General features: G+C 72.9%; 21 protein-coding genes and 1 tRNA gene. 9 read left to right on the top strand and 13 right to left on the bottom strand.

What is annotated here, in order from left to right; all coding sequences use genetic code 11:
- Positions 1-18: 18 nt before the first annotated feature.
- The gene (locus ABT095_RS25200; protein ID WP_350531761.1) at positions 19-651 is read left to right on the top strand and encodes a nucleotidyltransferase domain-containing protein; all 633 of its coding nucleotides are present in this window, start codon (positions 19-21) and stop codon (positions 649-651) included.
- Here ABT095_RS25200 and ABT095_RS25195 read toward each other — a convergent pair.
- Both ABT095_RS25195 and ABT095_RS25190 read right to left on the bottom strand, forming a co-directional pair.
- Positions 642-1,613, bottom strand: a complete 972-nt coding sequence (locus ABT095_RS25195) for a phosphotransferase (RefSeq protein ID WP_350531760.1) — start codon at positions 1,611-1,613, stop codon at positions 642-644. The two genes, ABT095_RS25200 and ABT095_RS25195, sit on opposite strands and share 10 nt — an antisense overlap.
- Positions 1,606-2,283 carry an IMP cyclohydrolase gene (locus ABT095_RS25190; protein ID WP_350531759.1) on the bottom strand — a complete coding sequence of 226 codons (678 nt, stop codon included), beginning with the start codon at positions 2,281-2,283 and terminating at the stop codon, positions 1,606-1,608. Before ABT095_RS25190 ends, ABT095_RS25195 begins: the two co-directional genes overlap by 8 nt.
- A 113-nt stretch (positions 2,284-2,396) precedes the next feature.
- On the opposite strand from ABT095_RS25190, the gene ABT095_RS25185 reads away from it, so the two are divergent.
- A complete protein-coding gene (locus tag ABT095_RS25185) occupies positions 2,397-2,885 on the top strand; it encodes a hypothetical protein (protein ID WP_350531758.1) in 489 nt (162 codons plus the stop codon).
- A gap of 33 nt (positions 2,886-2,918) precedes the next feature.
- Positions 2,919-3,875: a prolyl aminopeptidase gene (gene pip / locus ABT095_RS25180; protein ID WP_350531757.1), complete on the top strand. Its 957-nt coding sequence runs from the start codon at positions 2,919-2,921 to the stop codon at positions 3,873-3,875.
- Positions 3,876-4,198: 323 nt separating this feature from the next.
- On the opposite strand, the gene ABT095_RS25175 is transcribed toward pip, so the two are convergent.
- Positions 4,199-4,285 (bottom strand) — tRNA-Phe (locus ABT095_RS25175).
- Between the two features lie 23 nt (positions 4,286-4,308).
- Positions 4,309-5,040 carry a DUF7873 family protein gene (locus ABT095_RS25170; RefSeq protein WP_350531756.1) on the bottom strand — a complete coding sequence of 244 codons (732 nt, stop codon included), beginning with the start codon at positions 5,038-5,040 and terminating at the stop codon, positions 4,309-4,311.
- A gap of 185 nt (positions 5,041-5,225) precedes the next feature.
- Here ABT095_RS25170 and ABT095_RS25165 point away from each other — a divergent pair, with 185 nt between their 5' ends.
- On the top strand, positions 5,226-6,101 hold the full coding sequence (locus ABT095_RS25165; protein WP_350531755.1) for a 4Fe-4S domain-containing protein: 876 nt from the start codon (positions 5,226-5,228) through the stop codon (positions 6,099-6,101).
- Positions 6,102-6,116: 15 nt separating this feature from the next.
- Here the strand turns inward: ABT095_RS25165 and ABT095_RS25160 are convergent, their stop codons facing one another.
- The 7 genes from ABT095_RS25160 to ABT095_RS25130 all read right to left on the bottom strand — a co-directional run bounded on the left by ABT095_RS25160 (position 6,117) and on the right by ABT095_RS25130 (position 11,647).
- A complete protein-coding gene (locus ABT095_RS25160) occupies positions 6,117-6,386 on the bottom strand; it encodes a hypothetical protein (protein ID WP_350531754.1) in 270 nt (89 codons plus the stop codon).
- 39 nt (positions 6,387-6,425) lie between these two features.
- Positions 6,426-7,127 (bottom strand): RraA family protein, encoded by a 702-nt coding sequence (locus ABT095_RS25155; protein WP_350531753.1) that lies wholly within the window; start codon positions 7,125-7,127, stop codon positions 6,426-6,428.
- 73 nt (positions 7,128-7,200) lie between these two features.
- Positions 7,201-7,812, bottom strand: a complete 612-nt coding sequence (locus ABT095_RS25150; RefSeq protein ID WP_350531752.1) for an ABC-2 transporter permease — start codon at positions 7,810-7,812, stop codon at positions 7,201-7,203.
- Positions 7,809-8,687 carry an ABC transporter ATP-binding protein gene (locus ABT095_RS25145; RefSeq protein ID WP_350531751.1) on the bottom strand — a complete coding sequence of 293 codons (879 nt, stop codon included), beginning with the start codon at positions 8,685-8,687 and terminating at the stop codon, positions 7,809-7,811. Before ABT095_RS25145 ends, ABT095_RS25150 begins: the two co-directional genes overlap by 4 nt.
- Before the next feature lie 16 nt (positions 8,688-8,703).
- Positions 8,704-9,084, bottom strand: a complete 381-nt coding sequence (locus ABT095_RS25140; RefSeq protein WP_350531750.1) for a GntR family transcriptional regulator — start codon at positions 9,082-9,084, stop codon at positions 8,704-8,706.
- Positions 9,085-9,160: 76 nt separating this feature from the next.
- Positions 9,161-10,969, bottom strand: coding sequence for a cholesterol oxidase substrate-binding domain-containing protein (locus ABT095_RS25135; RefSeq protein WP_350531749.1), 1,809 nt, complete (start codon positions 10,967-10,969; stop codon positions 9,161-9,163).
- Between the two features lie 102 nt (positions 10,970-11,071).
- Positions 11,072-11,647, bottom strand: a complete 576-nt coding sequence (locus ABT095_RS25130) for a TetR/AcrR family transcriptional regulator (RefSeq protein WP_350531748.1) — start codon at positions 11,645-11,647, stop codon at positions 11,072-11,074.
- A 182-nt stretch (positions 11,648-11,829) separates the two neighbouring features.
- Between ABT095_RS25130 and ABT095_RS25125 the strand changes: the two genes are divergently transcribed.
- The 3 genes from ABT095_RS25125 to ABT095_RS25115 are packed head-to-tail and all read left to right on the top strand — an operon-like array spanning position 11,830 to position 13,364.
- The gene (locus ABT095_RS25125; RefSeq protein ID WP_350531747.1) at positions 11,830-12,243 is read left to right on the top strand and encodes a VOC family protein; all 414 of its coding nucleotides are present in this window, start codon (positions 11,830-11,832) and stop codon (positions 12,241-12,243) included.
- Between the two features lie 12 nt (positions 12,244-12,255).
- Positions 12,256-12,729: a helix-turn-helix transcriptional regulator gene (locus tag ABT095_RS25120; RefSeq protein WP_350531746.1), complete on the top strand. Its 474-nt coding sequence runs from the start codon at positions 12,256-12,258 to the stop codon at positions 12,727-12,729.
- Positions 12,726-13,364 (top strand): VOC family protein, encoded by a 639-nt coding sequence (locus ABT095_RS25115; RefSeq protein ID WP_350531745.1) that lies wholly within the window; start codon positions 12,726-12,728, stop codon positions 13,362-13,364. Before ABT095_RS25120 ends, ABT095_RS25115 begins: the two co-directional genes overlap by 4 nt.
- Here the strand turns inward: ABT095_RS25115 and ABT095_RS25110 are convergent.
- On the bottom strand, positions 13,324-14,778 hold the full coding sequence (locus tag ABT095_RS25110) for an MFS transporter (protein ID WP_350531744.1): 1,455 nt from the start codon (positions 14,776-14,778) through the stop codon (positions 13,324-13,326). The two genes, ABT095_RS25115 and ABT095_RS25110, sit on opposite strands and share 41 nt — an antisense overlap.
- 206 nt (positions 14,779-14,984) lie before the next feature.
- Complete coding sequence (locus tag ABT095_RS25105) at positions 14,985-15,545, bottom strand: dihydrofolate reductase family protein (protein ID WP_350531743.1); 561 nt, start codon at positions 15,543-15,545, stop codon at positions 14,985-14,987.
- 136 nt (positions 15,546-15,681) lie between these two features.
- Between ABT095_RS25105 and ABT095_RS25100 the strand changes: the two genes are divergently transcribed.
- The gene (locus ABT095_RS25100; protein ID WP_350531742.1) at positions 15,682-16,575 is read left to right on the top strand and encodes a LysR family transcriptional regulator; all 894 of its coding nucleotides are present in this window, start codon (positions 15,682-15,684) and stop codon (positions 16,573-16,575) included.
- Between the two features lie 108 nt (positions 16,576-16,683).
- Positions 16,684-17,349: a TNT domain-containing protein gene (locus ABT095_RS25095; protein WP_350531741.1), complete on the top strand. Its 666-nt coding sequence runs from the start codon at positions 16,684-16,686 to the stop codon at positions 17,347-17,349.
- Positions 17,350-17,394 lie beyond the last annotated feature (45 nt).

The raw sequence follows: 17,394 nt of genomic DNA, 5'->3' as shown, positions 1-17,394 counted from the left end.
AGGCCCTAGGCTGGCGGGATGACTTCGGAACTCCCGCCCGGCGGCATCCCGATCACCGAAGCCGAGGCCGACGCCCGCTGGGCGCACGCCTGGAGCCCGGCCCAGGCCGCCGAGCGGCTGGCGGGCCTCACCGCGCCCTGGTACGTCGCGGGTGGCTGGGCCATCGACCTCTTCACCGGCGGGCCCGTCCGCCCGCACGGCGATCTCGAACTCGCCGTGCCCGCCGCCGACTTCCCCGAACTACGGGCGCGCTTCCCCGAGTTCCCCTTCGACGTCATCGCCTCCGGCCACCTCTGGCCCGCCGCCGGGCCCGAGCTCTACGAGCAGACCCACCAGACCTGGCTGCGCGACCCTGCCACGGACCACTTCCTGCTCGACGTCTTCCGCGAACCGCACGACGGCCCGGTCTGGATCTGCCGCCGTGACCCGTCGATCCGCCGCCCGTACGAGTCGGTGATCCGCCGCACGGGCGACGGAATCCCCTATCTGGCACCGGAGTTGGCCCTGCTCTTCAAGGCCAAGTACGTCCGCCCCAAGGACCAGCGGGACTTCGAGGCCGCCCTCCCGCTGCTCGACGCGGCCCAGCGCGGCGCCCTGGCCGAGCTCCTCGAGCAGGTCCACCCCGGCCACGCCTGGCTGGCTCAGCTCTGACCGGCCAGCGCCGCCCGCAGGTTGTACTCCACGATCCCCAGCATGAACTCCCGGTCCGGGAAGCCGCCGTCGAGCAGTCGCAGTGGGCCGGCCACCAGCGAGAGCCGCATCGCGAGCTCGTAGAACGCCAGGCGGTCCGGGTCCAGCCCCTCGGCCGCCAAGTCCCCGTAGTGCTCGTCGAAGCGGATCCGCAGGAAGACGTGCTCCCACTCGACGTCGAAGTGCATCAGCCCCTCGATGTCGATCAGCACCGGCCGCCCGGCGGCGTCCACCAGCACATGGTCGGGCCCGAGTTCACCGTGCACCAGACCGAACTCCGAACGGGGCCGGACGGCCCGCGCCAGCCGGTGCAGCCGGTCTGCCAGCTCCCCCTCGGCCTCGGCGATCCGCCCGTCCCGGCCGGCCGCCTCGGCGAGGTCGGCCAGCGCCCGGCGCAGCACCAGCCGCTCGCAGCTCTCCGCTGTCCCATGCCCGATCCGGCCGGGCCTGGGCGCGGTGTCGGCCGCCATCAGCCGCAGCGCGCCGCGCAGTTGCTCCAGCACCGGGCGGGCGGCCGCCGGGTCGCGCCCGAGCAGTGCCTCCAGGCTCTCGCCGGGCACGTCCTCGACGATCGCCAGTTCGGCCTGGGGCAGGAACCGCCCGGCGTCGTCGGCCAGCAGCAACTCCGGTGTCCGGACGCCGAGTCCGGTCAGCCTCCGGTTGGCCGCCGCGAACAGGCCGAGACCGCTCGCGTGCCCCAGCGGGCCGGCGTCCTCCACCGGCGCCTCGGGCCAGAAGTCCTCCTCCCGGTTCCAGACGTACGCGACCACCGCACGCCCGTCACCCAGCCCGAGCCGGTACACCCCCTTCTTGCTCCCGCCCCGCAGCCGGTCGATCTCCGTCAGCTCTGCGCCACCGCAGGCCGCTTCCACCGCCGCCGCGAGCCCCGCCCGCAGCGCCTCGCGGTACTCGGCCTCAGGCATGCCGGAGCACCGCGTCCGCCAGCTTGCCCGACTCGAACACCGCGATCGCCACCCGGAGTTCGGGGGTGAGCGCACCCCAGACCTCCGCCAGCAGCTCCTCCTTGCCGCGCACCGTGACCGCCACCTCGTGGTACGGCTCGGCGGTGGCGACCGTCTCCCCGTCCGACCGGTAGGTCGTCATCAGCACCGCATCCCCCGGCGCCAGCTCCCCCACCCGCAGCGTCAGCACGTCCGTGCTCTCCCGCCCGCCCCGGCTGCGGCGGGCCGCCCCGAACCACGCCTCCCCGCTCTCTCGATCGGCCACCACGGTGATCCGCGGCGTGAAGATCGGCGGGTCCGGCTCGTACTCCAGCCCCTGCAGCGCAGGCCCGGGCTCCGCCCCGCCCCGCAGCCGCTCCGCCACCACGGCGACCTGCTCCCCGTTCCCGTAGGTCAGCCACCGCCCCTCCTGCCGCGCGGCCGCATAGTGCCGCAGCGGGTCGTGCGCCGTCGTGTCCGTCGGCGAGACCACCAGCTCGCCGCCCCCCAGCCGCAGCCCCCGGGCCCGCGAGGCCGCACTGCGCCCGGTCAGGAAGTACACCCCGTACACCCCGCCGTCCAGCCCCCGCCCCCAGAGCACCCCACGCCCCGGATACCGGTTCCCCGCCAACACCTCGCGTACCGACTCCACCGAACCGCCTCCCCGTCGTGATCACTGCCGCCCCCCATTCAACCGCATGCCGGAGCCGCCTCACGGGATGCTAGGTTGAACGCGTTCAAATAGGGCGACGGTCGGGGGCAGCCATGAAGGAGACAGCGCGGGTCGGCACGACCTGGCACGCCACACTGGCAGCAGGCGCCCTCTGCGCGCTCCTGACCTCCTGCGGACTCTGGACCGGCAGCTCGCCGCCACCGCGCGGCTGCGCGGAGGACGCGCTGCGACAGATCACCCAACGGGAGGAGATCACCCTCCCTCCCGGGCTGCCCATCGCCTACTGCAGGAACGGCGACGACAACGAACCGGACGGATCGTTCATCTCGTTCTCCGCCTCCCCAGAGACCGTCCAGGAGTTCCTCCGGACGAACGAGATCGTGACCTCGGCCAGCACGATCGGCCTGCAGCGAGACGTGGCGGAGAGCCAGGACTGGGCCATCGCCAATCCTCCGTACTTCACCGACGGCATCGAGGGGGCGTCAGGGATCCTGCCGATCGGCGGTCGCTCGTTCCAACTCACGCTCGACAGACGCGACCACGCGACGTACACCGTCTACCTGTTCGCCCATCTCGAATGACCTGGCCGCTACCGCCGTCCTAGGATCGGCGGCATGGCTCTCTACCCTCCGACCGAAGCGTTCGACACCGGGTACCTCGAGACCGGCGACGGCAACCGCATCTACTACGAGCAGCAGGGCAACCCCGAGGGCAAGGCGGCCGTGTACCTGCACGGCGGCCCGGGCGGGGGCACCAACTTCCGGCCCACCAAGGCGTGGGACCCGGCGTACTACCGGCTGGTCCGCTTCGACCAGCGCAACTGCGGCCGCAGCACCCCGCACGCCAGTGACCCGGCGGCGGACATGAGCCTGAACACCACGCAGCACCTGATCGACGACATGGAGCGGCTGCGCGAGCACCTCGGCATCGACAAGTGGCTGGTCAACGGCGCCTCCTGGGGTGTGACGCTGGCGCTGGCCTATGCGCAGCAGCACCCCGAGCGGGTCAGCGAGATCATCGTGCAGGCCGTGATGACGACCGGCCGTGGCGAACTCGACTGGCTCTACCGGGGTGCGGGGCGCTTCCACCCCGAGGCCTGGGACCGGTTCCGCGACGGCGTACCCGAGGAGGACCGGGACGGCGACCTGCTCGCCGCGTACGCGCGGCTGATGGAGCACCCGGACCGCGCCGTCCGGGCGAAGGCCGCCGCCGACTGGCTGGCCTGGGAGGACGCGGTGATCACCGGCGAGCCCAACAACTCGCCCGGGATGTACAGCAATCGGGAGGTCGATGAGCAGATCGCCTTCGTCCGGATCTGCTCCCACATCTTCAGCCACGGCGCCTGGCTCGCCGAGGACCAGCTCGTCCGCGACGCCCCGAAACTGGCCGGCATCCCGGGCGTCATCGCGACCGGCCGCCACGACATGGGCTGCCCGCCGCAGACGGCCTGGGAGCTGGCGAAGAACTGGCCGGGCGCCCGGCTGCACATCTCGGAGGACTCCGGCCACATCGGCAGCCCGACCATGGTCCAGTTCGTCCACGACGCCATCGAGGAGTTCAAGACCCGCTGACCGCCGGAGCGGGCGCGGAAACGGTGTGGCGAACCGGCCCCGGAAAGGACGGAGAGCCCGGGAGCGTAGCCAGCTCCCGGGCCCCACTTTGCCGCCCACTTGCACACACCGGCACGTTTAAGGGCCGCGGATCATTCTGAAGTCGACGCGTTCTACCTTTGAACTACCGTGCCACGGAGCGGCACAGGCAGGACTTGAACCCGCATTCGTCGACAATCGTCCGCGCCCGGTCGATCCGGTGTTCGGCGGCGAATGCTGAGACTTGAGCGAGAGTCTGAGTTTGAAGGGGTCTGCCTCTGCCGGACTTGGGCTACCCCGGCGAGTGGTGCCGGAGGGGAGGATTCGAACCTCCACTGTGACCCCTGGTCAGCTTCAACGTCAGTGTCAGCTTTTCCGTGCTCCCACCCGGCTCCCCGGGTGGGCGTTCAGGGGGCTACCGGAACAGGTAGCCGAAGACGGCGTCACCCACCCGCTGGTCGGTGACCTCCACCGCGTTGGCCTCCTCGCGGGCGTACTTGACCGCCTGCTGGAGCCTCTCCACCCGTTCGGCCAGCTCGTTGACCCGGCGGGCCGGCAGCGCGCCGGAGAACTTCACAGTGGTCCAGTACCCGACCGGGACGTCCTCGTAGTAGACCTCGACCTGGGCCGGGTGCTTCTCGGTCGCCTCGGCCTTGACGTGGTTGCGGGGCACCTTCTTGGTCCGGATGGTACGTACCGGCTCGGTCTTCCAGGAGTCGGTCGACGGGTCGAGCTGCCAGGACTCGGAGGCGTCCAGGACGGGGAGCTTCTTCACGAAGGTGAACAGGTCGGTGAGCTGCTTCTCGAGGAAGAGCAGGTAGGGCACCGGCACCTGGGCGAGCAGCACCTGGCCGTCCACCACCACGTCCGCCCGGGCGCCGATGTTGGCCCAGTCCTTGGTGGCGGTCACGTCGAACAGCCGGGTGAGGGTGCCCGCGGTGGACCGCAGCACGTCCTCGGCCTTCAGCTGCACCCTGGTCGACTCGGGCGGCAGTTGCTCGCCCTCCTCGTCCTTGGGCTGGTACGTCCGGGAGATGCCGGCCAGCAACGCGGGCTTCTGCACGTCCTGGTGAGCCTGCGTGAGCTCCTGGAAGGACTTGGACTTGACGCCCTTTTCAACGGCGATGATCTGGTTCAGCTTTGCCACGTCGAGGACGCTAACAGCACCGCCGCCGCGGCGGAACCGAATTATCCGCGGCACCGCGCAACGGCCCTGGGAGAGCAGCACGGTACGGGCAAGTCAACGCGGCTTCCGCCTGGTTCTCGCCACCGCGCGCGTGATACCCCGGAAGGACATCCGTTCGTAGTCGATCCCCGCGCAGGAGCCACGCCGTGAACGATCCCGTCTGGCACGTCGACCACCGCTGCACCAACTGCGACGCCGCCAGGCAGCTCGCGCCGGGCCTGATCGCCGAGGTGGACGGCCGCTCGGCCGTCGTCCGCCAGCCGCGCACCGAAGCGGAGCAGGACGCCCTGCGGGCAGCCGCGTTCAGCTGCCCCACCCGCTCGGTCCGGTACGGCGGGCGCGGGCCCGGTGCCGCGCTCGACCCATTCCCGCTGCGCCTGACCGAGCACGTGCACCTGTGCGGCCACAACTCGCCGCACACCGCCGGGGCCAACTCCTACCTGCTGCGCCGCCCGGGCGGGACTCTGATGATGGTCGACACCCCGCGCTTCAGCGCCGCCCTCGCAGCACGGTACGCCGCGCTCGGGCCGGTCACCGACGTACTGCTCACCCACCGGGACCACGCCGCGCACGGCCGCGCCTACGCCGACCGGTTCGGCGCCCGGCTGTGGATCCACGAGCGCGACCTGGCCGCCGCCCCGGACGCCGACCAGGTGCTCCGCGGCACCGACCCGGCCCCGGTCGCCGAGGGTGTCACCGCCTACCCGCTGCCCGGCCACACCGAGGGCAGCGTCCTCTACCTCGCCGACGACACCTACTGCTTCAGCGGCGACAGCTTCTACTGGTCCCGCGCCGCCGGGGACTTGGCGGTCGCCGAGTCGGTCACCTGGTACTCCGTCACCGAGCTGGCCGCCTCCCTGGCCCGCACCGCACCGCGGCTGCGGTTCAGCTGGCTGCTCCCCGGCCACGGCGACCGCCGCCGGCTGCCCGCCGCCGAGTTCACCCGCCGCCTGCGCGCCCTGGCCGCCCGCACCGCCGAACTGCAGCCCCGCCCGGTCGACTTCACCGGCCTGCGCTGGTGAGCGCCGGGCGGCCGGTCACCGCTTGGGCGGCTCCGGGGGCGGGGCGGGGTTGCCGGTGGGCGGGGGTGGGTTGCGGGGGCCCGGGGGCGGGGGCGGGGCGCCGCCGATGCCCGAATCGGTGCCGCTGGGCTCGCGCTGCGGGAGGACGAGGTGCGGGTCGAGGTCGACCGGGCCGGTGACGAACGGCGGGGCGCTCGGGTGGCTCCCCCGGCTGGGGCCCCGGGAGCCGCGGCGACCGCCCGGCCAGCTCGGCCCCTTCGCTCCTGGTGGTGGCATCTTGCTCATGGGCCTGCCCTTTCTTCCCGCTGCCACCAGCATCGCACGTCACTCCTCCACGGCACCGCCGATCGCCCGGAGATGGTCCCGGAAGCTGTGCCCGGGGTTGCGGTCGCGCTCGGCGAGGTAGGCGTCGAAGTGGAGCTGGGAGCGCAGCGCGTACCCGGCCCGGATCTGGGCGGCCTGGCGGCGCTCGGTGTCCCGGATCGTCTCGGCGAGGCCGAACAGTGCCTCGGCCTCGCCGGCCGGGAGGAAGATCACGCCGTCCTCGTCGGCCAGCACCACGTCCGCCCGGCTCACCGTCCAGTCGCCGACCCGGGCGGAGCCGAGCGCCTCGGCCGGGCGCGGGTCGAGCCGCAGCGGGCCGTTGGGGATGGCGCCGAGGCTGAACAGCGGCAGGCCGATCGCCCGGCAGTCGGCCGTGTCGCGGTGCAGGCCCCAGACCACCAGACCGGCCAGGCCGGCCGCCTTCGCCTCGAGCACCACCAAGTCCCCGACGCAGGACTCGTCCACCCGGCCGCCGTTGTCCACCACCAGCACGTCCCCCGGCTCGCCGAGCGTGAACGCCTCCAGGAAGACGTCCACGCTGCCGGCGTGCCGCGCGGGCAGGACCCGCCCGGCCAGCCGGCTGCCCGGCAGCACGGCGCTCAGCTCCACGCACCGCACGGGCACCTTCGCCCGCACGCACGCATCGGCCAGGTGCGCGGTGGTCAGCGCGGCGAACCGCCGCCGCAGTGCCTGCGAGTCCAAGGGAGTCCGCTCTCTTCGGTGGGTACGGATACGCACCGGAGCGTATCGAGAACGGGCCCGCCCGCGGGGAGAGTTACCTCAGGCCGCGCAGCCGCACCGCGACCGCGGCCGAGCCCGCCACGGCCACCGCCCCCAGCACCCAGAACAGCGGCAGCCAGGACTGGACCGAGCCCAGGGTCAGGTGCAGCCGCACGACGGCGATCATGACCAGCGCGAACGGGACGGTGGTGCCGAGGACGCTGGCGCGCGCGTAGCCGAACCGCACGAGCAGCGGGAGCTGGATCGCGATGTTGACGCCGAACAGCGCCCAGGACAGCGTGAGCGGGGTCGCCAGCGAGGCCGGGTCGAGGGCCTGTCCCTGGAGCTGCGCGAGCAGCACCGCCACCGCCGCGCCCGCCGTGACCAGGGCGAGGAAGCTCGCCAGGGCCCAGGCGTAGTAGGCGAGGACCACGGCGCGGCGGGGCACCGGCAGCACGGCGTGGAGCACGTCCAGGCCCGCCTTGTCGGCGATCACGAAGGGGTGCACCGCCAGCATCGGCGCGAGCAGCAGGGCGAGCGCCGGGACCAGCCCGGCGGGGGTGCGGGCGAGCACCAGGACGATCAGGCCGAACACCATCAGGCCCTGAGCCCGGTACGGCGCGACGGTGCGCAGGTGCAGCACGGCGACGCGGGCGACGGCGCTCATACGGCCACCTCCCGGCGGCCGGGCCGGGCCGGGGACGCTCCGATGTGCACGGCGATCTCCTCGAGGGTGGGCGGCTCGACCAGGACTGCCCGGCCGAGCAGCTCGGCCTCCTCGGTGCGGACCAGCGCCGCCACCCCCGCCGGGGTGCGCCGGGGGCCGATCAGCTCGATGCCGACCAGGTCCGTCAGCTCCTCGGGCCCGGCGCGCACGATGCGGTAGGAGGCGAGGACCTCGTCCTTGGGGCCGGTGTGCACGACCCGGCCGCCGTGCATCAGCGTCAGGTAGTCGCCGATCCGGTCGAGGTCGGCGGTGATGTGGGTGGAGAACAGCACACTGTGGCCCTCGTCGAGCAGGAAGTCCCCCAGGATGCCGACGAGTTCGTCCCGGGCGACCGGGTCGAGCCCGCTGGTCGGCTCGTCCAGGACGAGCAGCCGGGCGCCGTGCGAGAGGGCGACGGCGATCATCAGCTTCATCGCCATGCCCCGGGAGAGGTCCTTGACCTTGGCCCGCGGGTCGAGCCCGAAGCCGTCGAGCAGCTCCCGGTACCGGGCGGCGTCCCAACGGTCGTAGAACGGGCGCAGCGTCCGCTCGACCTCGGCGAGGCGCCAGTCGCCGACCAGGTACCCCCGGTCGAGCACCACGCCGACGTCCTGGCGCAGCGCGACCGGGCCCGGCACCGGGTGGCCGAGCAGTTCGATCTCGCCGCTGTCGACACCGCGCATGCCGAGCAGGCTGCGGATGGTCGTGGTCTTCCCCGCGCCGTTGGCGCCGATCAGACCCATCACGTACCCGGCGGGGAGCTCGAAGCTCACCTCGCGCAGGGCGAATCCCTGACTGACGGTCGAGTTGACGCCCCGGAGGGCAAACGCAAGCATGGACGGCTCCCCCTGATCAACAGTGCTCGGTCTGCAGCAGCCCGTCGAGGAGCTCGATCAGCTCCTCACGGCCGAGACCGGCCCGCCGGGCGGCGTCCAGCGCCGTCTGCAGACCGTCCTCGACCTGGCGGAGCAGCTGCTCACGCACCAGCGCCGAGTCCAGCGGGAGGACGTACGCGCCCTTGCCGGGGACGGTGGCGATGAAGCCACCGGCCGCCAGCTCGGTGTAGGCGCGGGTGGTGGTGATGATGCTGATCCGCAGATCGCGCGCCAGGGCACGGACGGAGGGCAGCGCGCTGCCCTCCGCGAGCTCTCCCGACAGGACGGCCAGGGCGACCTGGTCCTTGATCTGCTGGTAGAGCGGCACCCCGGAGCTGTTCGACAACACCACGCGCACGACGAATCCCCGTCTCTCTCGACTGTGCATATCCACTATAGACAGTCAGGACGGAGATGACACCTCCTCAGGTCGGTTACCGCAGCAGGTTGTCCAGGAACGGGTTGCCGAAGACGCGGGCCGGGTCGTAACGGTCGAGGGTGGCCACCGCCTCGGCCCAGCCGGGGCCGCCGCCCGCCGTGAGGCTGGCCGGGATCGCGCGGCCGAGCACGTCGGGGTCGGCCCAGGCGGCGGTCTGGGTGTAGGCCCAGCCCTTGGACCACTCGACCCGCAGGCCCGCCCGGGTGCCGTCGAAGGTGGCGAACAGGTACTGCTCGATCTCCCGACAGAAACCCTGCAGTCCGGGGGTGGAGGGGAGGGTGAGGATGTCGAGCCAGACCGCGGTGTCCCACTCCGGCCGGTCGGCGCGTGGGCGCAGCGCGGAGAGCAGGGCAGGCTGGGCGCCCGGGACCCCGACCACCGCCGGATCGTCCAGCCCGGTGACGCGGATCTCCACCGCTCCGTTCATCGGGTACTGCCCGCGGGCCTGGTAGCCGGCGAGCAACTGCTGGTAGAAGGCGGTGAACTGGGAGACGGCCCACTGCACATCGGCCCGGCGGCAGTGGATCGCGTACCCGTTGGCGGTGACCCGCAGGGTGGTCGGTCGGACGTACTGGAGCAGGTGCCGTGAGGCCTCGCCCCAGAGGTCGGAACGCAGGCCGCCGGCCAGCAGGTGGGTGAGCGCGTCCCCGCTGAGCAGGCTGCGCAGCAGGCCGGGGGCGAGCAGCAGATCGGTCAAGTCCCCGGTGAGGCCGATCTTGGTGACCAGGAACTGGAGCTGGCCGAAGAGCGGGGCCAGCCCCCAGGAGCCGCCGACCAGTTGGCCGGCCAGCTCGGCGACGGGCTGCGGGATGTTGTCGGAGAAAGGGTAGTTGTAGGGCGCCGTGACCTCGTGCGAGAACAGCGGCTTGCTGGGCGAGAGCTCCCAGGTCTTGAGCCAGGGGTAGTCGGTGAAGGCGTACCAGATCGCCTCCGCCCGGCCGGTGCGGGCGACGAAGTCGGCGAAGGTCCGCCCGCCGGAGGCGGCGGCGCTGCCGGGCGCGGCGAACAGCTCGCTCGCCGGGACGTCCACCCGGCTGAGGCAGCGCAGGCTCCGGTCCGGGCCGGTCTGCAGCACCACCTCGGTCAGGAAGGCGCGGCCGAGGTGCACCAGGAAGGCGGCGCTGTCGGCCTCGGTGCGGTCGAAGGTGCGCAGCACGTACCGCCCGGCGGCGGCGTCGTGCACCACGGCGGTGAGGGAGAGCACCTGGTTGCTCAGGCTGCCGTAGCCCTGGCCGGGCGGCGGCGCCTCGCCCTGGGCCGGGACGGCCGTGCCGTGCCCGCCGATGGCCAGCGCGCCGCCGACCGTGAGGTCGCCCGGGGCCGGGCAGGCGACCACGCCGAGGCCCTGCCCCGCCAGGTAGGCGAGCAGGCTCTCCATCGAGGCGCCGGTCTGGACCCGGACGGCGGTGGCACCGGCCATGCTCATGGCAGTGAGCGAGCGGGTGGTGTCGACCAGGAGCACCTTGGTGTCGCCGGTGGTGCCCGCCGCCACCGTGAGCGGGGCCCAGCCGTGCCGCTGGCCCTGCGCGCGCAGCCGCCAGCCGCTCGCGGCCGCCCAGTCGGCGAGGTCGGCCACCTGCTGCGGGCTGCTCGGGGCGCAGACCCAGAGCGGATCCGTCCGCACCTCGCCCGCCCAGTTCTCGTACACCTGCTGGTAGGGCGCCAGCCCGCCCGGCAGGGCGGGCGCCACCCCGACCGCCTGCGCGCTGTCGGCCCCGACGGTGCCGCGCAGCAGCCAGGCCGCTCCACCGGCCGCCGCCGAAGCCGCCAACAGCCGCCGCCTGCTCAACCCCTGCCCGGTCATGCCCCACCCCTGATCTGCCGCACCGTCAGTTCCAGGGCAGACGCTAGGACAACGAACTGATCGAGCGGAAGTCGAATTGATCGAGATCACTCGAACGAGTGGTCAGGACTGTCCGGTCTGGGCGAGCAACTCCCTGACCAGCCGCACCACCTGGTCCGAATCCGCCTCGGCCAGGGCGGGGAAGGCACCGCTGCTGCGGCCCATCAGGACGCCGGCGAAGGCCGCCACCACGAGCTCGGCGCGCAGTTGGGCATCGGGCCGGCCCTCCTCGTCGTACTGGTCGCGCAGGGGGGCGACCAGGCGCGAGTGGAGCTGCTCGGTGGCGGCGGACTGGACGGCCGGGTCCTGGTAGGGGGTGGCCGCGACCCGGAAGGCCGGGCCGGGGCCGCGCTCGTCGACGCGGTCGATCAGGAGGCGCACGCGCTCCTCATCCAGCAGGCCCGCCGGGCGCGAGTCGCCGAACTCGGCGTTGAGGACGGCGATGTACAGCTGGGTCTTGCCGCCGAAGTAGCGGGCGATCAGGGTCGGGTCGACCCCGGCGAGTTCGCCGATCTCACGGGTGGTGGCGCGGTCGTAGCCGCGGTGGGTGAAGAGCTCCCGGGCGGCCTGGAAGAGCAGTTCACGGCTGCGGGCGGCGTCCCGGCGGCGGGCCGGCTTGGCATCGGGCTGGTCGGTCACCGCCCCACCGTACGCCCCGCCGGGCCCCCGCCCGGAACCGCGCCCGGAGCGCCCCGGCCCCCGGCCTGGACCGTCCCGGGCGCGGCAAGCGGACCGTCCCGGGCGCGGCAAGCGGTCAGGAATCGAGAAGCGGATCAGGAATCGAGAAGTCCCGGCCCGGGGCCCGCCCTAGGCTGGACGGCATGGACCTCACCATTCACACCACCGTGCTCCCCCACGACGACCCGGACGCCTCGCTCGCCTTCTACCGCGACGTGCTCGGCTTCGAAGTCCGCACCGACGTCGGCCAGGGCCGGATGCGCTGGATCACCGTCGGCCCGGCCGGCCAGCCCGGCACGTCCATCCTGCTCGCGCCCCCGGCCGCCGACCCCGGTATCACCGAGAACGAGCGCCGCACCATCGCAGAGATGATGGCCAAGGGCACCTACGGCTGGATCCTGCTGGCCACCCCGGACCTCGACGGCGTCTTCGACAAGGTGCAGGCCACCGACGCCGAGGTGGTCCAGGAGCCGACCGAGCAGCCGTACGGCGTCCGCGACTGCGCCTTCCGCGACCCGGCGGGCAACCTGGTCCGCATCCAGCAGCTGCGCGGCTAGGGCGGACCCCGGATGTGCCACCCCGCCTGGGACCAGGCCCGCGCCGAGGCGCAGCACCTCGGCGACCTCGCCCGGCTGCGCCGGGTCCGCGACCGGATCGACCGTGAGTACACCGAGCCGCTGAACGTCGAGGAGCTCGCGCGCGGCGTGCACATGTCGGCCGGGCACCTCAGCCGTCAGTTCAAGCTGGCCTACGGCGAGGCACCGTACTCGTACCTGATGACCCGTCGGATCGAGCGGGCCACGGCCCTGCTGCGGCGAGGCGACCTCAGTGTCACCGAGGTCTGCTTCGCCGTCGGCTGCTCCTCGCTGGGCACCTTCAGCACCCGCTTCACCGAGCTGATCGGCATGCCGCCGAGCGAGTACCAGCGCCGGACGGCCGGGGCCGAGGCGGGGCTGCCGTCCTGCGTCGAGAAGCAGGTGACCAGACCGGTCAGGAATCAAGAAGCCCCGCCCACCGGGCCGCACCTACCGTCATTGTCATGACGAACACCACTGCGATCGCCGCTCTGACCGCCCTCGACTCCGTCACCCTGGAGGTGGCGGACGTCGAGGCGGCCCACCGCTTCTACAGCGCCGCCTTCGGCCTCGACGACCGGCTGCGGCTGCGCGCCACGGACACGCCGAGCACCGGCTTCCGCGGCTTCACCCTCTCGCTCACCGTCGCCCGGCCGGGCAACGTGGACGCCTACTTCGCCGCCGCGGTCGCCGCGGGGGCCACCGTGCTCAAGCCGGCCGGCAAGTCCCTCTGGGGCTACGGCGGCAGCCTCCAGGCTCCGGACGGCACGATCTGGAAGATCGCCACCTCGGCGAAGAAGGACTCCGGCCCGGCCGTCCGGGAGTTCGAGGAGTTCGTCCTGCTGATCGGGGTCGCCGACGTGACCGCGACCAAGAAGTTCTACGTCGAGCGCGGCCTCACCGTGGCGAAGAGCTTCGGCAAGATGTACGTCGAGTTCGCCGCCGAGGGCGGCCGGGTCAAGCTCGGGCTCTACCGGCGCAAGGCGCTGGCCAAGGACGCGGGCGTCCCGGCCGAGGGCGGCGGCTCGCACCGACTGGTGATCGGCGGCGCCCCCGCCGCCTTCACCGACCCGGACGGCTTCGCGTGGGCACCGGCGCTGTGACCACCGGGGCCGGCACGGCGGGAGCCGGGGCGGCGGCGGACCGCCCCGGCAGCACCACCGCGATCACGGCGGCCAGCGCCGACACCGCGCAGCCGATCCAGGCCGCCGCCGGATAGCCCGACCCGCTCGGCAGCACCGCCCCGGCCGGGGTGTGCGCCTGCAGCACGGCGGCGCTCAGCGCGCTGCCGGTGGAGTAGCCGATGTACCGCAGCACCTGGTTGAAACTGATCGCACTGCCGGTCTCGGCGGCCGGCACCGCCCCGACGATCAGGCCGGGCATCACCGCGAAGGTGCAGCCGACCCCCAGCCCGGCGACGGCCATGACCACGAACAGCTCCCACAGCGCGCCGCGCGCGGTGGCGAAGGCCAGCAGCGAGGCCAGGCAGACCAGACAGCCCAGCGGCAGCACGGCCGAGGCCGGCATCCGCCGGGCCAGCAGCGGCAGCACCTTGCTGGCCAGCACGCTTGCGGCCGAGAACGGCAGCAGCACCAGGCCGGTGACCACCACCGAGGTGCCGAAGCCGTACCCCGCGCCGGCCGGCGTCTGGACGAAGCGGGTGACCAGCGCGATCAGCAGGTACATCCCCACCCCGGCGACCAGGCCGGTCACATTGGCGGTGAGCACGGTGCGGTGCCGCACCAGGCGCAGGTCCACCAGCGGGTGCTCGGTGCGCAGCTCGTGCCAGGTCCACCAGGCCAGCAGCACCAGCGAGCCGGCGGCCAGGGCGAGCAGCTTCGCCGAACCCCAGCCCCAGCTCTCGCCCTCGGTGAGCACCAGCAGCAGCCCGGCCAGGGCGGCGCCGAGCAGCAGTGCGCCCAGGGCGTCGAGCGGCTGCGGCGCGCGGTCCCTGGTGGACGGCAGCACCAGGGCGGCGGCGACGAAGGCGACCGCCGCGATCAGCGCGGCGAACCAGAAACCGGCCGAGACCCCGAAGGTCTCGGTGATCACCCCGGTGAGCGGGTAGCCGAGGCCGACCCCGGCGACGGTGGTGATGGAGAGCAGCGCGACGGCGGAGCGGGAGCGGTCGGCGGGCAGGCTGTCGCGGGCGGTGGCGATGGCCAGCGGGGTCAGCCCGAGACCGAAGCCCTGCATGCCGCGGCCGGCCACGAACCAGCTGAAGCCTAGCGGGAGCGCGGCGAGCACGCTGCCGGCCAGCACCACGGCCGAGCCGGTCAGCACCACCGCGCGGCGCCGGGGGCCGTCGCCGAGCCGCCCCATGGTGGGGGTGGCCACGGCGCCGATCAGCAGGGTGATGGTGAGCGACCACTGCGCGCTCGCGGGCGAGACATGGTCGCGGGCGGCGATGGTCGGCACCAGCGGCGCGCCGAGACTGCTGATCACGGCGACCACCAGCCCCAGGAACACCAGTACCGGCACCAGGGCCCGCTCCCGCGGGCCTGCCCGACCGTCCATCGTCCACTCCTTGCGCAGAGTCTTGTCATCGTGTGATGTCTTCACTTGATGACAAGACTAACCGCGCCCACCCGCGGCAGGGAACAGCGGGCAGACGAAAGGGCCGGACCCGCGCGGGCGGGCAGACGCGTCCCCTCGTGCGTGTCTGTCCGTCGGCGTGGGCCCGGCCCTGGTCCGGGTGGTGCTGGGGCGGTACTGGAGTGGCGCTACTGCAGGCAGGCGGTGGTGCGGTAGGTCAGGTGCACCACTCCGGTGCGGAAGGTGGTGAAGTCCACCAGGTCCAGCTCGTAGCGGGAGGCGTCGGCCTCGTCGAAGAGCCGCCGGCCCTTCCCGACCACGACCGGGTGCACCATCAGCGACAGCTCGTCCAGCAGGCCCTGCGCGAGCAGCCAGCGCACCAGCGTGACGCTGCCGGTCACCGAGATGTCCCCGCCCGGCTGCCCCTTCAGCTCCGCGATCCGCCCGGCCAGGCCCTCGCCGCCGAGCAGGGTGGAGTTCTGCCAGTCGGCGGCGGGCAGGGTGTTGGACACCACGTACTTGGGCGTGCCGTTGATCCGGTCCGCGAACGGCACCTCGCTGCCCTGGTGGGCCCAGTGCGCCGCGAACTCCTCGTAGGTGGAGCGGCCGAGCAGCATGGTGTCCGCCGCGCAGATCTGCGCGCCGAGCGCCCTGCCCAGCTCGTCATTCAGGTACGGGAAGTGCCAGCGCTCCGGAGACTCCACCACCCCGTCGAGCGAGACGAACAACCCGGCGGTGAGCTTCTTCACGGATCTTCCCCCGTCCTCCCCGGTCGGCCGGGACCAGCTTCGGCCACCCCCGTCAGCTGGAACAACGCGGTTCTCTGGAACAATCGGTCACTCCGACTGAACGATGACCTGACAAGGTGACGGCGCGGAGGGTGACATGGTGGAGCGGCACGAGGTCGAGGTCTTCCTGACCCTCGCCGAGGAGCTGCACTTCGGGCGGACGGCGGAGCGGCTGCTGGTCTCCCGGGCCCACGTCAGCCAGACCCTGCAGAAGCTCGAACGCCGGATCGGCGCCCCGCTCTTCCTCCGCACCAGCCGCAGCGTCGGCCTCACCTCCCTCGGCCGGCAGCTCGCCGACGACCTCGCGCCGCACCACCGGGCGATGGCGGACGCCGTGGAGCGCGCCGTCGCCACCGCGCGCGGCATCAGCGGCACGCTGCGGGTCGGCTTCGTCGGCGCCCTGTGGGGGCAGCTGTTCGGCGCGGCGGCGGACGCCTTCCAGGCCGCCCGGCCGGAGTGCACGATCGAGCTGCGCGAGGTGCCGTTCGGGGTCGGGCAGGAGCCGCTGCGCACCGGCGAGATCCAACTGAGCAACGTGAGCTTCCCGTTCGACGCGGCCGACATGTCCACCGGCGAACCGCTGGTCAGCGAGGGCCGCGTGCTGGCCGTCGCGGCCACCCACCCCTTCGCCGCCCGCGCGAACGTCACGCCGGAGGACTTCGGCGACATCACCATGCTCACCACCCCGACCCTCTCCGAACGCTGGTCCAAGGCCCGCGCCCCGCGCACCACCCCGAGCGGCCGCCCGATCGCCCAGGGGCCGCCCGCCACCTCGATGCAGGAGCTGCTCGCCCTGGTCGCCGCCGGCAAGGGCGCCTTCCCGGTGGGCGCCCAGATGAACCGCTTCTACCTGCGCCCCGACATCGCCTACGTGCCCATCCACGACACTCCCCCGCTCACCTGGGGTCTGGTCTGGCGCACCGGCACCGAGACGCCCCTGCTGCGCGACTTCAGCCGCACGGTCGCGGCACTCGCCCCCACCGTGGCCTGACTTCTCGTCATTTCCCCGAACCGGTTGACGCTTTGACGGCCGGACGGCTTTGATGATCACCGTCGGTATCGGCGCGACCACAGCCGTGGCGCACGGGAGGGGATTTCGATGGGCATACGACGGGCGATCGCGGCGGTCGGCGCGGCGGTGGCGGTCCTGGCGGGCACGGTCGCGACCGGCGCCGCCCCCGCCTCGGCACTCGGCCAGGTACGGATCACCGCCACCGTGACGGACCAGTGCTCGGCCGCCTTCTACCAGGGCGACAAGCGCCTGGGGCCCGAGCAGCTGCCCAGCACCGGCCCGGTCGGCCGCGAGCTGTGGGGTTACCGGCGCACCGGCTCGCTCGACCAGCAGCAGTTCCTGGCCACCTACTACGACGCCACGGCCGGCTCCTGGAAGTACCCGCCGCAGAACGGCTACCTGCTCACCCCGAACGGGACGCCGATCGAGCTCGAGCAGACCCTGCTCCCCGGCCAGCGGATCGACCGCTTCGGCAGCGAGTACGGCGCCTTCCTGGCTCCCGAGGGCCTGCCCTACGCCAACCGCTCGATCCCGCCGCAGAGCCTGGACGGCACGCCCGCCGAAGGCTGCAACTACCACGACTACCAGGTGCTCAAGCCCTTCACCGTGGACGCCGGCCCGATCGCCCCCTGGTTCGGCCAGCCCGGCTACGGCTGGCAGTACCAGCTGGACGCCACACTGCTGCCCGGCGGGCCGGACCGGCTGAACGTGCTCTGGCTGGTCGACAACGGGTACCTGGCCCGAATCTCCTGAGGCCGGCTCACTTTCGGGCGGGCACGGGTCTATCCGCGCCCGCCC

The sequence above is a fragment of the Kitasatospora sp. NPDC002227 genome, from assembly GCF_040296285.1.
GTDB lineage: Bacteria > Actinomycetota > Actinomycetes > Streptomycetales > Streptomycetaceae > Kitasatospora.
Note: the sequence above shows the minus strand (reverse complement) of the source record. Positions and strands in the feature narration are given on the sequence as shown.

What these genes read in the sequence shown, in the direction of transcription:
- ABT095_RS25200 (WP_350531761.1), top strand. Translation starts at nt 19, where the DNA reads ATGACTTCGGAACTCCCGCCCGGCGGCATCCCGATCACCGAAGCCGAG.
- ABT095_RS25195 (WP_350531760.1), bottom strand. Translation starts at nt 1,613, where the DNA reads ATGCCTGAGGCCGAGTACCGCGAGGCGCTGCGGGCGGGGCTCGCGGCG.
- ABT095_RS25185 (WP_350531758.1), top strand. Translation starts at nt 2,397, where the DNA reads ATGAAGGAGACAGCGCGGGTCGGCACGACCTGGCACGCCACACTGGCA.
- pip (WP_350531757.1), top strand. Translation starts at nt 2,919, where the DNA reads ATGGCTCTCTACCCTCCGACCGAAGCGTTCGACACCGGGTACCTCGAG.
- ABT095_RS25160 (WP_350531754.1), bottom strand. Translation starts at nt 6,386, where the DNA reads ATGAGCAAGATGCCACCACCAGGAGCGAAGGGGCCGAGCTGGCCGGGC.
- ABT095_RS25150 (WP_350531752.1), bottom strand. Translation starts at nt 7,812, where the DNA reads ATGAGCGCCGTCGCCCGCGTCGCCGTGCTGCACCTGCGCACCGTCGCG.
- ABT095_RS25145 (WP_350531751.1), bottom strand. Translation starts at nt 8,687, where the DNA reads ATGCTTGCGTTTGCCCTCCGGGGCGTCAACTCGACCGTCAGTCAGGGA.
- ABT095_RS25135 (WP_350531749.1), bottom strand. Translation starts at nt 10,969, where the DNA reads ATGACCGGGCAGGGGTTGAGCAGGCGGCGGCTGTTGGCGGCTTCGGCG.
- ABT095_RS25125 (WP_350531747.1), top strand. Translation starts at nt 11,830, where the DNA reads ATGGACCTCACCATTCACACCACCGTGCTCCCCCACGACGACCCGGAC.
- ABT095_RS25120 (WP_350531746.1), top strand. Translation starts at nt 12,256, where the DNA reads ATGTGCCACCCCGCCTGGGACCAGGCCCGCGCCGAGGCGCAGCACCTC.
- ABT095_RS25115 (WP_350531745.1), top strand. Translation starts at nt 12,726, where the DNA reads ATGACGAACACCACTGCGATCGCCGCTCTGACCGCCCTCGACTCCGTC.
- ABT095_RS25110 (WP_350531744.1), bottom strand. Translation starts at nt 14,778, where the DNA reads ATGGACGGTCGGGCAGGCCCGCGGGAGCGGGCCCTGGTGCCGGTACTG.
- ABT095_RS25100 (WP_350531742.1), top strand. Translation starts at nt 15,682, where the DNA reads ATGGTGGAGCGGCACGAGGTCGAGGTCTTCCTGACCCTCGCCGAGGAG.
- ABT095_RS25095 (WP_350531741.1), top strand. Translation starts at nt 16,684, where the DNA reads ATGGGCATACGACGGGCGATCGCGGCGGTCGGCGCGGCGGTGGCGGTC.